Origin of the sequence: Marinomonas pollencensis (assembly GCF_003387375.1) — a bacterium.
Classification (GTDB): Bacteria; Pseudomonadota; Gammaproteobacteria; order Pseudomonadales; family Marinomonadaceae; genus Marinomonas; species Marinomonas pollencensis.
Window position 1 is genome coordinate 193335 of sequence record NZ_QUNG01000007.1, and the last position, 14074, is coordinate 207408.

Annotated in this window: 15 protein-coding genes; 8 read left to right on the top strand and 7 right to left on the bottom strand. The window is 44.4% G+C overall.

Features of this window, described 5'->3' with window-relative positions:
* Positions 1-47 precede the first annotated feature (47 nt).
* The 4 genes from DFP81_RS11965 to hemC are packed head-to-tail and all read right to left on the bottom strand — an operon-like array spanning position 48 to position 4232.
* The gene (locus DFP81_RS11965) at positions 48-1286 is read right to left on the bottom strand and encodes a heme biosynthesis HemY N-terminal domain-containing protein (RefSeq protein WP_115898017.1); all 1239 of its coding nucleotides are present in this window, start codon (positions 1284-1286) and stop codon (positions 48-50) included.
* Positions 1283-2524 carry a uroporphyrinogen-III C-methyltransferase gene (locus DFP81_RS11970; protein ID WP_115898018.1) on the bottom strand — a complete coding sequence of 414 codons (1242 nt, stop codon included), beginning with the start codon at positions 2522-2524 and terminating at the stop codon, positions 1283-1285. The genes DFP81_RS11965 and DFP81_RS11970 overlap by 4 nt, the downstream gene beginning before the upstream one ends.
* The gene (locus DFP81_RS11975; protein ID WP_245959151.1) at positions 2511-3278 is read right to left on the bottom strand and encodes a uroporphyrinogen-III synthase; all 768 of its coding nucleotides are present in this window, start codon (positions 3276-3278) and stop codon (positions 2511-2513) included. Before DFP81_RS11975 ends, DFP81_RS11970 begins: the two co-directional genes overlap by 14 nt.
* Positions 3279-3308: 30 nt before the next feature.
* Positions 3309-4232, bottom strand: coding sequence for a hydroxymethylbilane synthase (hemC, locus tag DFP81_RS11980; RefSeq protein WP_220342943.1), 924 nt, complete (start codon positions 4230-4232; stop codon positions 3309-3311).
* A 162-nt stretch (positions 4233-4394) separates the two neighbouring features.
* Here hemC and argH point away from each other — a divergent pair, with 162 nt between their 5' ends.
* The gene (gene argH / locus DFP81_RS11985; RefSeq protein ID WP_115898021.1) at positions 4395-5795 is read left to right on the top strand and encodes an argininosuccinate lyase; all 1401 of its coding nucleotides are present in this window, start codon (positions 4395-4397) and stop codon (positions 5793-5795) included.
* Positions 5796-5845: 50 nt separating this feature from the next.
* Here argH and DFP81_RS11990 read toward each other — a convergent pair whose 3' ends face one another.
* The gene (locus DFP81_RS11990; RefSeq protein WP_147299450.1) at positions 5846-6589 is read right to left on the bottom strand and encodes a hypothetical protein; all 744 of its coding nucleotides are present in this window, start codon (positions 6587-6589) and stop codon (positions 5846-5848) included.
* 200 nt (positions 6590-6789) lie between these two features.
* On the opposite strand from DFP81_RS11990, the gene lptM reads away from it, so the two are divergent.
* From lptM to trxA, 6 genes are all read left to right on the top strand, one after another.
* Positions 6790-6909, top strand: a complete 120-nt coding sequence (lptM, locus tag DFP81_RS11995; protein WP_115898023.1) for an LPS translocon maturation chaperone LptM — start codon at positions 6790-6792, stop codon at positions 6907-6909.
* Positions 6910-6919: 10 nt separating this feature from the next.
* Entirely contained in the window at positions 6920-8173 is a 1254-nt protein-coding gene (gene lysA / locus DFP81_RS12000; RefSeq protein ID WP_115898024.1) for a diaminopimelate decarboxylase, read from the top strand.
* A 10-nt stretch (positions 8174-8183) separates the two neighbouring features.
* Positions 8184-9014, top strand: a complete 831-nt coding sequence (gene dapF, locus DFP81_RS12005; RefSeq protein WP_115898025.1) for a diaminopimelate epimerase — start codon at positions 8184-8186, stop codon at positions 9012-9014.
* 7 nt (positions 9015-9021) lie between these two features.
* On the top strand, positions 9022-9687 hold the full coding sequence (locus DFP81_RS12010) for a DUF484 family protein (RefSeq protein WP_115898026.1): 666 nt from the start codon (positions 9022-9024) through the stop codon (positions 9685-9687).
* Positions 9684-10397 (top strand): HAD family hydrolase, encoded by a 714-nt coding sequence (locus DFP81_RS12015; protein ID WP_115898027.1) that lies wholly within the window; start codon positions 9684-9686, stop codon positions 10395-10397. The genes DFP81_RS12010 and DFP81_RS12015 overlap by 4 nt, the downstream gene beginning before the upstream one ends.
* Positions 10398-10499: 102 nt before the next feature.
* Positions 10500-10826, top strand: a complete 327-nt coding sequence (gene trxA, locus DFP81_RS12020) for a thioredoxin TrxA (RefSeq protein WP_115898028.1) — start codon at positions 10500-10502, stop codon at positions 10824-10826.
* A 74-nt stretch (positions 10827-10900) separates the two neighbouring features.
* Here the strand turns inward: trxA and DFP81_RS12025 are convergent, their stop codons facing one another.
* Complete coding sequence (locus DFP81_RS12025; protein WP_115898029.1) at positions 10901-12316, bottom strand: M23 family metallopeptidase; 1416 nt, start codon at positions 12314-12316, stop codon at positions 10901-10903.
* Between the two features lie 105 nt (positions 12317-12421).
* Here DFP81_RS12025 and tyrS point away from each other — a divergent pair, with 105 nt between their 5' ends.
* Positions 12422-13726, top strand: coding sequence for a tyrosine--tRNA ligase (gene tyrS / locus DFP81_RS12030; protein WP_115898030.1), 1305 nt, complete (start codon positions 12422-12424; stop codon positions 13724-13726).
* Positions 13727-13885: 159 nt separating this feature from the next.
* On the opposite strand, the gene DFP81_RS18355 is transcribed toward tyrS, so the two are convergent.
* Positions 13886-14074 (bottom strand): hypothetical protein (locus tag DFP81_RS18355; RefSeq protein ID WP_220342945.1); only part of this gene is annotated, 189 nt, incomplete at its 5' end.

Genomic DNA, 14074 nt, shown 5'->3' on the forward strand with positions numbered 1-14074 from the left:
ATTCGCTAGGTAAAGCGAGTGATCTCTTTTTAGTTTAGAAGCTAAGACTAGTGTTCTTGCGGTAAAGGCAGGGCTTTTAGTCGATCGCTGGCTTGATTAAGGCTGACCAGCATGATGTCTTGGCTAGCTTTAATGTCGCCCATTGCTTTAAGTAGGCGGCTAAGCTCTGCTAGAGCTTCGCTTTGGCTATCTAGAGCAAATGCGTGTTCGTAATAGTCTTTTGCTTTTCCCCAGAGGCTCAGAGATTGGCTTAAGCGCCCGCAGACGAGCAGTAAGTTGGCACTGTTAGGTTCTTTTTTTAGCCAGTTTTCACAGTTGGCTAATAGTTTTTTAGCGGCTAATTCTCTTAAATTTCCGTACTCATAGATGAGCGCTTCTGACCACTTGTTGTTAAGGCTGTGACGGATGAAACTTTCGGCTTTCTCTTCATCGTTAAAGCTAATCAGAGTTTGTGCATAAAGTTGGCGCATATGATCGTCTTGCGACAAAGTATCAAGTTTGTTCCAAAGGGCTTCCACATCAGCGACAAGCTCTTTATTGCTTTCCCCTAATTTATTGCGAAAGTTAATTTTATTTAACAGGGCTAAAAAAGCGTTCTTCTCAATATCGAGCATGTTCTCATTGTCGAAAATACCTTCTCTTTTCAGGGTAGGGGTAAGTTCGAATAGGGCATCCCAGTCTTTTAGCTTGGTGTAAACGGCAACCAGCATTTTTAGTATTTGACGGTGCTTAGGTTTTAGCTTTTGCAAGCGCAATAAAGAAGCGAGGGCGCCTTCATAATGGCCTTGTCTCATTTGTATTTGGCTTTGCGCAAAACCAATCGCAAATTCGGCTTCAGGGGTGGACTGATGAGCGGTTCTCAGTAATGTTTTGGAGCGCTCATGCTCTTCTTGTTCGCTGGCAGCATAGGCGGCACCAATGTAATTAATGAGAGGATAAGATACATTGTTCGCGCTGTTTGTGAGCAGCTTTTCAGCTTTTCGCCAGTTGCCACCCACTAACTCTAGCATGCCACGAATGGTGTTTTTGGTGGCTCGTTTTGTGGCCAAGCTGTCGGTTAACTTAGACAAGGAACTGCTGGGGCGCAGCAAGACGAAGAGAATGCGTTTCACCCAGCTCAGCACAAATAAGGTGATGATGATAGCTACCACCAGTACCCATAAGCTGGTCTCTAGGGTAACACCGTTATAGGCAATCAAGACGTAGCCACTGTCTTGGCGCATAAGTAAACCGAGTACACCACCTATTGCCATCATAATGACGAGAATAAAGAGAAGTTTTCTCATGCTCCTGCTCCTTTCTCTGTGGTGTCGGTGACATTTTGATTGATTTCATCAGCGGGGGCAGCGGCATCATCCGAAGTGTTCACCTGGTCGCTCTGCTGAGGTGATGTTGGTCGAGCGTTCCACTGTTTCATCATTTTTTTCATGGCCGTGAGCGAGTCTCGAGGTTGTGGCAGCTCCGGATTAGGATTCACTTGTTGTAGTGAGGTAAGGCTGGTCATAAACGCAATGACCTTTTGGGAACGAGTGTCAAAATGTGCATTGATGGCATCTGCGACACGGGATAAGGCTTTCTGATAGATGGATGATTCACCTTTTACCAATGCCACTTGCGCTACGTCAATTTGCAACTGTAAACCGGTCACTAGCTCTTGGTATTCAGCAGGAGGTAATAGGGTTTTAATCGGTGTGTGATTGTAGTTAATCACCACCAAAGATTTGATAGAGTCCCAGATGCTGGTTAGCGTGTTTGTTACTTGTGTAGAGGTTTGCTCTAGCTTTCCTTGGGCTTCTGCTTGGTTGTTTGCTTGCCACTTTTTAGAAGGTTCTCTTTGTGGCAGAGAGCTGACTTGATCGTATAACGCGCCAAGTTGTAAATAGCGCCCTTCAACATCAAAGTGACTGGTTGATTTCAGTGCTTGTATGTCTTTGGCGATGGCCTTGCGAGCGTCAAAGAAAAGCGGGTCTTCTAATTCTGCAAGAATGTCATCCGCATTTTTTAATAGGGCTTCTGCGCCATTAAGGTCCGCTTCTAATAAGACGCGTTGGTTTGCTAGGCGTACTAGGTATTCCGCTTCTGCTAGTTTCCAATCTTCTTTGTTCGCGCTGTTTATTTGTCGAATGCGATTCTCAAGTGTTTGCAGTTGTGTTTGCTGCTTGCTTTGTTGCGCTTGCAATGACGAGGTTTGTTGTAGCGAATGCTGCTCGGCTTGTGACACTTGTTCGGACAGTTCGGTTAATTGGTTGTGGTTTTGATTGTGACTCTCAAGCTCTGTTGTTATCTTGGCCTGTTGTTCTTTTACTAGCTGTAGCTGGCTTTGTGTGCTGTTTTGTTGGCTTTGATAAAATAGCCACCCACTTGCACCTAAAGCGACGATAGAGATAACAATTGAAGTCGCAATTAATGCTTTTGGTAGAGGCGCGAGAGCGAGAGTGCTGTTCGACGGTTCCTTTGTCGTATTTTGAGAATTTTCGCTATTAGCTACATCGTGTTCTGAAGTGTGCTTATTAGTCTCTGTCATTCTGTTGTCCTGTGTGAAATTCCGTCGCCGCTATTAGACTAGCGTCATCTGCGCCATTTGCGCAAATAGCATTGCGCCAACCCATGTTTATTGCCAAGGTGTTTACTCTCTCGCTTGGTGTTAATAGTAGGCGCGATTTTAAGCTTGGCTTGAATTGCTCGATATAGCTGTTTAAATTGATTAAGTTTTCACCGCTAGTGGTCCATATTAAGTCAATATCGGGTAATAGGGTGAAAGTTTGCGCGTGATATATCGGCTTTCTTCTTTCATAGAGAGAAAGATAGCGTACTTGTGCGCCTCTTTTCTCTAGCTGTTCAGCTAATTCTGGGCGACCGCCTTCTCCTCGCACAATGAGTACCTTCATATTGCGCATTTTGACGGGCTTTAACCAGTCAAGAAGCGCTTCAGTTGTGTGTCCAGGGTTGGCGATAGCTGGTATGTTTTCTGCAATAAGGGTGTCGGTTGTGCCTTTTCCAATACCTATCCAGTGGGTGTTAGCGGGTAGCATGGGCCAGCATTCATCCAGCCATTCTGCAGCGGCCCGCGCCGCATTCTTACTGACAAAAATTACGTATTGATATTCATCGATATTAAATATTTGTGAGCGAATGGCCGCGACTTTACTGGCTTCGTTAATGGGGGTTATCTCTAACATTGGAAGCGGTACAGCATTAAAGCCATGCGCATTCGCGTGTGCACAGCTTAGGGCGTTTTCTGGCTCCGGCCGAGTGATCAGTATGGTTAATTTACTCACCGCGATTCATTGCCTTCTATCACTGGGTTGTTAATCATAAATAGCAGCAAGAATGCGGTCAGCACCTTGGGCTAATAAATCATCGGCAAGCTGGATGCCTAGTGATTTCGCATCGTGTTTGTTGCCACGAATTTCACTGGTGATCATGTTTTTTCCATCAGGGCTGCCAACTAAGCCACGGACCCATAATTGGTCATCAGTGAGTGTCGCAAAGCAAGCAATAGGTGCTTGGCAACCGCCGTTCAAATGCTCATTAACCGCTCGCTCTGCAGTAACGCGAATGGCGGTTTCTTCATGTTGAAGAGGCGCTAGTAACTTGAGTGTTTCTAGATCGTCAGAGCGGCATTCTATTCCCATGGCGCCTTGTCCGCCTGCTGGTAAGCTGATGGTGTCAGGAATTCGTTGTTGAATACGGTCTTGCATTTCAAGGCGGATCAGCCCCGCTGTTGCTAGGATAATGGCATCGTATTCGCCGTTATCTAGTTTTCTTAAGCGGGTGTTCACGTTGCCACGTAGATCTTTGACGACTATGTCAGGGCGGTGCATGCGCAGCTGGCAAGAGCGGCGTAAACTGGAGGTGCCTACAACGCTGCCAATTGGTAACTCGTCAGCGGATGAAAACTGGTTGGAGACAAAGGCATCGCTTGGGTCTTCGCGCTCGCAAATGACGGCAAGGCCTAACCCTTCAGGGAACGCCATAGGAACATCCTTCATCGAATGTACCGCAATGTCTGCACGGCCATCGAGTAGTGCGCTTTCTAGTTCTTTGACAAAGAGCCCTTTGCCGCCAATTTTTGACAGGGGTGAATCTAAAATTTGATCGCCTTTGGTTGTCATGCCAAGCAACTCGATCTTGATGTTAGGGTAAAGGGATTCGAGTTGGGCTTTTACTGTATTTGCTTGCCATAGCGCGAGTTGGCTTTCACGTGTAGCGATCACGATTTTGTCTTTCACATTATCTCCTAGTAAGGCGTCGGAAGAAAAAGCATTCTTCATTGAGATTTATTGCCTTAATCATACGCGTTAAGGGCTAGGTCGTCATCCTTCCGAGCTTTATAAGTAGCGGCGCTTAAGGTACTCTTGGCAGCTGTTTGAATTTGTGTGGGAACTGATTGAATGACTGATACTAATAAAACCACGAACCAGCAATGGGGTGGTCGCTTTTCTGAGCCTGTAGATGCTTTTGTTGCACGTTTTACTGCTTCTGTTGAATTTGATCAACGTATGGCAAAACAAGACATCCAAGGCTCTATTGCGCACGGGACTATGCTTGCGAAAGTGGGCGTTTTGACAGAGGATGAGCGTGATCAGATTATTCAGGGGTTGACGGAAATTGAAGAAGAAATCGCCCGTGGTGAGTTTGAATGGTCGGTTGAGTTAGAAGATGTGCACATGAACATTGAAGCACGCCTAACTCAGAAAATTGGTATTACTGGTAAGAAACTTCACACTGGCCGTTCACGAAATGACCAGGTGGCGACAGATATCCGCCTATACATGCGTGATGAAGTCGACTTCTTGTTAGAAGAAGTAACACGTTTACAGCAAGGTATTTTGAGCCTAGCGGAAAAAGAAGCCGATACTATTATGCCTGGCTTTACGCATTTGCAAACGGCGCAACCTGTTACATTTGGCCATCATCTTATGGCTTGGTATGAAATGATGCAGCGTGATTATGAGCGTCTAGTTGATTGCCGTAAGCGTATTAATATTTTGCCATTGGGCGCCGCTGCCTTGGCTGGCACAACCTACCCAATCGATCGCAACATGACAGCTGAGTTGCTGGGCTTTGAGCGTCCAACCTATAACTCTTTAGACTCTGTTAGTGATCGCGATTTCGCCATTGAGTTTACCTCCGCAGCGTCTATTATCATGATGCATATGTCACGTTGGGCAGAAGAAATGGTGATGTGGGCGTCTGCTCAATTTAACTTCATCTACTTACCAGATCGCTTCTGTACTGGTTCATCTATTATGCCGCAGAAGAAAAACCCAGATGTACCAGAATTAGTACGAGGCAAAACAGGCCGAGTTTATGGGCATCTAATGGGATTGCTTACATTGATGAAGTCTCAATGTTTGGCTTACAACAAGGATAACCAAGAAGACAAAGAGCCTTTGTTTGATACGGTTGATACCTTGAAAGGTTCATTACGTGCTTTTGCCGATATGATCCCAGCTATCGAATCTCGTAAAGAACATATGTATGAAGCGGCACGCCGTGGTTTTTCTACTGCAACGGACTTGGCGGATTACCTAGTGCGTCAAGGTGTTGCGTTTCGTGATGCCCACGAAGTAGTCGGTAAGGCGGTTGGCTATGGCGTGAAAGAAGGCAAAGATTTGTCAGAGATGACCTTAGAAGAATTGCAATCTTTCGGTTCTATGATTCAAGCTGATGTGTTTGATGTGCTGACGCTAGAAGGCTCTGTTGCAGCTCGAGACCATATCGGTGGTACCGCGCCTGCACAAGTGCTAAGTGCGGTAGCTCGTGCTAAGCAGGAGTTAGCGGCACGTTAACTTGTTTCGCGACTGACTAAAAATAAAAACGGCGCTTTAATGCGTCGTTTTTATTTCTCCAGAGTGAAGGGTGAGTCAGGGCCAAGTAACTCATTCGTGAGCATGCTTGGACTGATGTTGAGTTCGAAATGGAATGATTTGTCTTTTAAACCGCAGCCATCAAACACAATTGCCCAGCTGTCTTTGCTGGAGTCTTTAGGTATTCTCCAGCAAACCCCTTTTATATTAACGTAGCGCGTTCCATCGGCATCCTCAGTAATAGGGTAGTTCGTTTCTTGTTGAGTGCCTTTTAAATATTCTTTTTGTGCTTGCTTTGAAGCGGCGATTTTTTTCTGTAGTTCTGCTGAAAATATTTTTTGGGTTGCTTTCGACTCTACGTTAGGTGAAAGAGAAAAGTGCGACAGGTCCAATAAAGAAGCCTTAGTGGAAACATCTCCTGTAACGCCCTGGTCTGGTGCTTTGATGCTTTCAGCCAAAGGCGGTGGTGTGGATGTGCTGGGTGTTTTGTTGTTCGTTGCTGTGTTGTCGGGACGCTCTTCCTGTGGGGCGGGCGTACTTGCTGTCATTGTGGAATGAGAGGCTGGATCGAGTTGCTGTTGCTCCTTTTGATTAGGAAGGCTTGGTTGCTCGATGAAAGTAACTTCTAGTTCATGCTTGCTTGGGGAGTTGTGCTTTTCAAAAATCTCAAAATTACCGTAGGTGTTGAGCAAAAAAATGACAACAAAATGCAGACCAAGCGCAGTGGCCAATGCGATAGTCCATGATGGTATGTTGCGTTTGTATTTCTTAGCCAAAGCGTTTGCTCACCTGTCGTTTAAAAAAGTAACCGCGATTTTGTCTGCTTACTTATCTAACTTGATGTAAATATAGCAAATTCAAGGTCAATGAAATTATTTAATGGTAAAGAATATTTACTTTAAATGCTGCTCTAGGGTTGGGAAACATCTAGCCTACAAGTATACTGTTAGCATCAAAAATTTAAGAGATTAAGACGATGTTCAAATGTTTTTCAGTACTTATTTTGGCGGTGTTTCTAACGGCCTGTGGTAATAAAGGCCCTCTTTATTTGCCAACCGATAAAGCTGCATCTCAACAAGAATCGTCTGCTAATTGAGGATCCCCTTTTGGACTTTTTTAACTATAAAAATCAGCTACTGCAAGCAGAAGATGTTGCATTAACCGATATCGCTCAAGAATATGGTACGCCGTGTTATGTCTACTCACGAGCAACATTAGAGCGTCATTATTCTGCTTATGCTGATGCTTTTGCGTCTCACCCTACACTGATTTGTTATGCGGTAAAAGCGTGTTCAAATATCGCGATTTTGAATGTGCTTGCTCGCTTGGGTTCTGGCTTTGATATTGTGTCTGTTGGCGAATTGGAGCGCGTACTCAAAGCAGGTGGTGATCCTGCTAAAGTGATGTTCTCGGGATTAGGTAAACAGGCAGCAGAAATGCGTCGAGCCCTTGAAGTTGGCATTCATTGTTTCAACGTAGAGTCAGAAGCGGAGTTGTACCGACTGGATCAAGTCGCTGGAGAAATGGGTAAAGTAGCACCAGTGTCATTACGTGTTAATCCAGATGTGGACGCCAAAACGCACCCTTATATTTCAACAGGCTTGAAAGAAAATAAGTTTGGCATTGACATTAAAGATGCGGTTCGCATCTATCAAATCGCCCACACATTACCGAATCTAAATGTAATGGGGGTTGATTGTCATATTGGCTCACAATTGACTGAACTAAAGCCTTTCCTTGATACGTTTGACCGTTTGATTGGATTGGTTGATCAGCTTGCTGACGTGGGTATTGAGATCAAACACCTAGATTTAGGGGGTGGCTTAGGCGTACGTTATCGTGATGAAGTGCCGCCAGAACCTGCTGAGTATGCTCAATTGGTACTAGAAAAAGTCAAAGGTCGTAATGTTACCTTAGCGTTTGAGCCTGGTCGTTCTATTGCTGCTAACGCAGGGGTTTTATTGACCCAAGTAGAGTTCCTAAAATGCACGCCACACAAAAATTTTGCGGTTATTGATGGTGCGATGAATGACCTAATTCGTCCTTCTTTATACAGTGCTTGGATGGATATTGTGCCTGTTTCTTTGGCGCCAACGTCAGAAGGCCAGCGCAGTTATGACCTTGTTGGGCCTATTTGTGAAACAGGTGACTTTCTTGGTAAAGACCGTGAATTAGATATTCAGGCCGGTGATTTGTTGGCTGTTCGTTCCGCGGGTGCTTATGGCTTTACTATGTCATCTAACTATAACAGCCGAAACAGAGCGGCTGAAGTGATGGTTGATGGTGATAAAACACATCTTATTCGCGCTCGTGAGACAATAGAGCATCAATTAGCCGGCGAGCAAGTGTTGCCCGACTAAGGAGCCCATTGTGTTATTGAAATTTACTAAAATGCATGGCCTCGGCAATGATTTTATCGTCGTCGATGCCGTGTCGCGCAAAGTGTTTTTTAACCAAAAACAGATACAGCGCTTAAGTGATCGTAATTTTGGTATTGGCTTTGATCAACTCTTGATGGTTGAGCCGCCGACCAATCCCGACATGGATTTTCGCTACCGTATCTATAATGCTGATGGCTCTGAAGTGGAGCATTGTGGCAATGGCGCACGTTGTTTTGCAAAGTTTGTCTTGGATCGCGAATTAACGAATAAGCATATTATCAATGTAGAAACCAAGGGCGGCCAAATACAACTTCGTGTTGTCGATGGTGGGCTAGTGACAGTAGACATGGGTGTGCCGAGTTTTGATCCGGCAGCATTACCTTTTAGTGCTGAGCCAGCAGAAGGGCTTTATCATTTGGAGGCGGGGGGCAAAGAACATTTTATTACGCCTGTTTCGGTGGGTAACCCTCATGCCGTGTTGCGTGTTGATGAATTGCGAGACGAAGAAGTCGCAACCATGGGGGCCTTGATAGAGTGCCATGAAAGGTTTCCGCAAAAGGTGAATGTCGGCTTTATGCAGGTTCTTAATGAGCAGGAAATAAACCTTCGTGTTTATGAGCGCGGCGCAGGTGAAACCCAAGCGTGCGGGACTGGTGCGTGTGCTGCGGTTGTGGCTGGTATTAAGCAAGGCTGGTTAGGTGCAAAAGTGACAGCGCATTTACGCGGTGGTGACTTGCATATAGAGTGGCAAGGTGAAGGACACCCTATTCTTATGACGGGGCCTGCTGAAAAAGTTTTTGAAGGTCAGATCTATCTATAGAGGTCTTATGAACGAAGCGGAAGTTATTCAGTATCTATCAAATAAGCCGGATTTTTTTGTGAAAAATCCTGAGTTGTTGGAAAGCTTGACGCTTCCGCATCCTGTTCATGGCGGTGTTATTTCTTTGCTGGAATATCAAGTGTCCTTGTTAAGAAAGTCTACCGCAGAGTATCGGCGCGAGTTTGATCGCTTGATCGAAGTAGCTCGAGAAAATGAAGCCATCATGCAAAAAACACGGCGTTTTATTTTGGCTGGATTAGATTGCACATCCTTGGATGACTTTGCGGTTGTTGTGGATGATATGGTGCGCGATGACTTTTCCGCTTCCTGTCACGCCTTTGTCTTGTTTGGCGAAGGTTATGATACGGCTATTCGTTGTTGTTCTGATGGTGATGTGGCGGCTAATTTGTCGAGCATTACCAAAATGAAACAGTCAGCTTGTGGTGCTTTAGCTAAAAAAGAGCTTGTCTATTTGTTTCAAGAGGATGCCTCAAAGATTAAGTCTCATGCAGTGATGCCAATCATCTCTTTGCGCAAAGGCAAAAAGCAGGTTGCTGGGGTATTAGTGTTAGGGGCGGCTTCCAAGGAGACGTTTGCGAAGAAGAAAGAAACCTTGTTTCTTGAGCATATAGCTGAGTTGTTAAATGTCCTAATTCAAAGGCTTTCGTCATGAAAAAAGTAGTAGCGTTCGACCTAGATAACACATTATGGGATGTGGATCCTGTGATTATCCGGGCTGAATACGCCATGGAGTCTTGGTTTGAGGAGCGTTTCCCTGGCTTTGATGCTCTGTACCCTTTTGCAGTACGACAAGAAATACGCAACGCTTTAGTGGTTGAGCAGCCCGCCTTGTTAGCGAACATTTCAGCGGCCCGTTACGAAGTGTATAAAAGTGCGTTGAAGCAGTTTGGCTTGCCAACTGAAGAGGCTGATTCTGTTGCTCAGGCTGCGTTATCCCACTTTTCTGAGTGGCGTCAAAAAGTAGATCTCTATCCACACGTGAAACAAGTATTAGAAACGCTTCATGCTGATTATTCGCTGGTGGCGATTACCAATGGTAACGCTGACGTGTTTCATCCTTATGTGGGAATTGGTCATTATTTTGATTTTGCACTTCGTGCTGACCAAGTGGGTGTTGCGAAACCAGATAGCCAATTGTTTGAGATGGCAGCCGAGAAAGCGGGGGTGTCGGCAGAGCATATAGTGCACATTGGAGACCACCCGATAGATGATGTCGCTGGTGCAGCCAAAGCGGGAATTAAAAGTATTTGGTTCAACCGACATGGTGCTAGACGTTGGAATGACAGTTGGCCTCTACGCTCGGATATTGAAGTGCATTCCGTATTGGAGTTGCCAGCAGCAGTGCGCTTGCTGCTGTCATAGGGCTTTTCTATCACCTTAGTAGGTGGAACTCATTTTTACCCAAATAGTTTAGTGTTACACTAGGTCTATTCATTAGTTAAAACAGATTTTAAGGAAATTTTTATGAGTGATAATACTGTTCACATTACCGATGCTCAATTTTCAGAAGAAGTATTGAATTCTGATGTGCCTGTCATTGTAGATTTTTGGGCTCCTTGGTGTGGTCCTTGTAAAATGATTGCACCAGTGTTGGAAGATGTTGCAGAAGAGTTCGCTGGTAAAGTAAAAGTAGTGAAGTTGAATGTTGACGAAAATACTGAAACAGCACCTAAGTACAACGTACGTGGTATTCCAACTTTGTTAGTAGTGAAAGGTGGTGAAGTGGTAGCAACTAAAGTTGGTGCGGTTTCTAAATCTCAACTGGTTGAGTTTGTAAACGGCGCTATCTAATATAGTGCGCGGTTTGGTTTGATAAAAAAAGCAGCTCTCGGGCTGCTTTTTTTGTTTTTATACTTGGCTGTTTATTAGTCTTTTAAAAGAGCGAGGCGCTGCGAAAACTCTGCAGAGTTTGAGTTGGTTAAAGCCGCAATGACATTTTGTGCATAGGGTAGATATTTTTTCAGCTCAGCCTTTGGCATTGGGTCATCATTAGGGAGTTTTACCGTTACAGGGTTTTTGTGAACGCCATTCACTCTAAATTCGTAATGTAAGTGTGGTCCTGTAGCCCAGCCGGTTTGTCCGACATAGGCGATCACGTTTCCTTGCTTGACTCTTTTGCCTTTACGCATGCCACGAGCAAACCCGCGTAAGTGGGCGTACAGTGTTTGGTAGCCTTTGCCGTGATTGATGATAACGACGTTACCATAGCCATTTTGCTTTCCTGCAAAGGATACTTTTCCATCACCTGCCGCTTTTACTGGGGTGCCACTGGCTGCGGCGTAGTCGACTCCTCGATGAGGGCGGCTTGTTTTAAAAATTGGGTGTAATCTGTTGGGGTTAAACTTAGATGAAATGCGTGTGAAATCAACCGGAGTTCGGATGAAAGCTTTGCGCATTGCTAGGCCATCTGGTGTGTAATAGTTAGCCCCTTTTTTTGTTTCATAGCGTATGGCTTGAAAAGTGCGGCCATTATTGATGAATTGCGCAGCTAAAATATTGCCGTTGCCGATTTTTTCGCCATCAAGGGATTTCTCTTCATACAGTAGACTAAAGCGATCGCCTTTACGGATGTCTAAGGCGAAATCAATGTCCCAGCCAAAAATATTGGCCAGCTCTATTAATAGTGGCTGATCTATTTTTGCGTTCATGCCATCAACAAACAATGAGTTATGAATAACGGCTTCTTTGTATGTTTGGGAAATATCTGGGGTTCTGTTGATTTCAGCTCGGTCAAATTGGCTCTCGCTACGCTTGAAGTGAATGCTCTGTAAGCGATTTATAACCAAGGTGATGTCTTGCAGAGTGCCCGATGGTTGTTTGATTGAAAACTCTAAGTGTTGGCCTGGTCTCATGCGTAACAAGCTTTTTTGCTTTTTATCGGCGTTTGATACCTTATAAATATCGTTGGCGGAAACTTGGTAGCGAGAGAGTACCTTGGAAAGCGAGTCACCTTCTTTGATTTGTACAGAATGCTTTTCAAGGGTGAATTTGGGTCTTGGAGGCGCTGCCAATTGATCCTCTAAGCGATTAGCTTGTGGTACTGAGCTTAATTGCACTTGTGGGTTGTTATCGACAGTCTGGCTACTGGCCTGGTTTGGCGGTGGCAAATTACTGTCAAACAAGCTTAGTTCAGACTCTTTAATAACTTGTGGCGTTATTTCTAAAGCTATGTTTTGTTTGTCTTTTGTTGCGCTGCTCGGAAAAGCAAAAAACACAATGGTCAGAAAGGCAAAGACAATGCCAATCAGTAAAAGATGTTTCGCTGGTATAAGTTTAGCCAAAATGAGTACCCAAAATTCTTTATTAAAGCCTTATAATCGTATCAACATTACTTTTATAATTGAATGCTTTAATAAAACTAACTCTTTAGGAAGTGGATCTAACAAATGACAGTAAGCAGTAACGACCTTTTAAACGACTTACAAGCTCGTGGGCTGATTGCCCAAATGACAGCAGAAGAAGAGCTTAAATCTCATTTGGCCAGTGGAAGTCGTACGCTTTATTGTGGTTTTGATCCGACCGCAGACAGCTTGCACTTGGGGCACTTGGTACCTTTGCTTGTACTAAAGCGCTTTCAAGATGCTGGCCATAACCCGATTGCTTTGGTTGGCGGTGCGACAGGATTGATAGGTGATCCAAGTTTTAAAGCAGCTGAGCGTCAGCTGAATACTTCGGATGTGGTCGCAAGTTGGGCTGAAAAAATTCGTGGCCAAGTGAGTCAGTTTGTCAAATTTGACGATGTGCCGAATCCAGCTAAGGTTGTAAATAACCTTGATTGGGCTGGTGAGATGAGCATGTTGGATTTCTTGCGTGATATTGGTAAGCATTTCTCAGTGAATGCCATGATTAACAAGGAATCAGTGCAGCAGCGTCTAAATAGAGAAGGTGCTGGTATCTCCTTTACTGAGTTTTCTTATGCTCTGTTACAAGGTATGGACTTCGCAGAGCTGAACCGTACTTATGATTGCACTATTCAAGTTGGTGGTAGTGATCAATGGGGAAATATCGTTGGTGGTATTGATCTGTCTCGCCGCCAAAATCAATCTCAAACATTTGGCTTGACGGTACCTTTGGTAACCAAGTCTGATGGTACTAAGTTTGGTAAAACTGAGTCTGGTGCGGTTTGGTTGGATGCCTCCAAAACCAGTCAATATGCTTTTTATCAGTTCTGGATGAATACTGCGGATGCAGACGTTTATAAATTTCTGAAATTCTTCACTTTCTTGAGCCTTGATGAAATTGATGCCATTGAGAAAACAGATAAAGAAAGTGCAGGCAAGCCTCAAGCGCAATCAGTTCTTGCACGAGAAGCAACAAAGCTGGTTCATGGCGAAGAAGGTTTACAAGCCGCTGAACGTATTACTAATGCTTTGTTTAGTGGTCAAGTTGATGAGTTGAGTGAGCAAGACTTAGCGCAAATTCAACTGGATGGTCTACCGAGTAGTTCACTGCAGGGCGTCGATCTAACAACAACCCCACTTACAACTTTATTGGCAGACGCGGGTTTGGCTGCAAGTGGTAAGCAAGTAAAAGATGCATTGCAGCGTAATTCTGTTGTTGTGAATGGCCAGGCTCAAGGGTTAGACAATAATATGGATGCGGCTACTATTTTTGCGGCAGAGCATGGATACTACAATAAGTATTTCCTAGTGAAGCTAGGTAAGAAAAAGCATCATTTGTTCGTTCTATAAGAGAGTCGACAAACTCTTGTGTAAAAGGGCGCTACGGCGCCTTTTTTTATGTCCGATTAAATTTATTAAAAAACTTAAAAAAGCGCTTGCACTAAAGTTTTTACGATGTATTATACGCACCCACTGACACGGACAACGACGCAAACAACGCTTTGCAACTTAGCTTGCTAAGTAAGTCGACCGACAAGTCAGACGCTCTTTAAAATAGATAATCAGATAATTTGTGTGGGCGCTCGCTGGAGTCTTCAGAAGGTCATCGCAGTTCGGTTTTACCGGAATGTAGTTGATCAAAAAAATTGAAGACTTACGAGAGTCAAACACGTCAATTCGCTTTATGTTGATTGTTCT

Coding starts and splice junctions, on each gene's coding strand:
- DFP81_RS11965 (WP_115898017.1), bottom strand. CDS start 1,286: ATGAGAAAACTTCTCTTTATTCTCGTCATTATGATGGCAATAGGTGGT.
- DFP81_RS11970 (WP_115898018.1), bottom strand. CDS start 2,524: ATGACAGAGACTAATAAGCACACTTCAGAACACGATGTAGCTAATAGC.
- argH (WP_115898021.1), top strand. CDS start 4,395: ATGACTGATACTAATAAAACCACGAACCAGCAATGGGGTGGTCGCTTT.
- lptM (WP_115898023.1), top strand. CDS start 6,790: ATGTTCAAATGTTTTTCAGTACTTATTTTGGCGGTGTTTCTAACGGCC.
- DFP81_RS12010 (WP_115898026.1), top strand. CDS start 9,022: ATGAACGAAGCGGAAGTTATTCAGTATCTATCAAATAAGCCGGATTTT.
- DFP81_RS12015 (WP_115898027.1), top strand. CDS start 9,684: ATGAAAAAAGTAGTAGCGTTCGACCTAGATAACACATTATGGGATGTG.
- trxA (WP_115898028.1), top strand. CDS start 10,500: ATGAGTGATAATACTGTTCACATTACCGATGCTCAATTTTCAGAAGAA.
- tyrS (WP_115898030.1), top strand. CDS start 12,422: ATGACAGTAAGCAGTAACGACCTTTTAAACGACTTACAAGCTCGTGGG.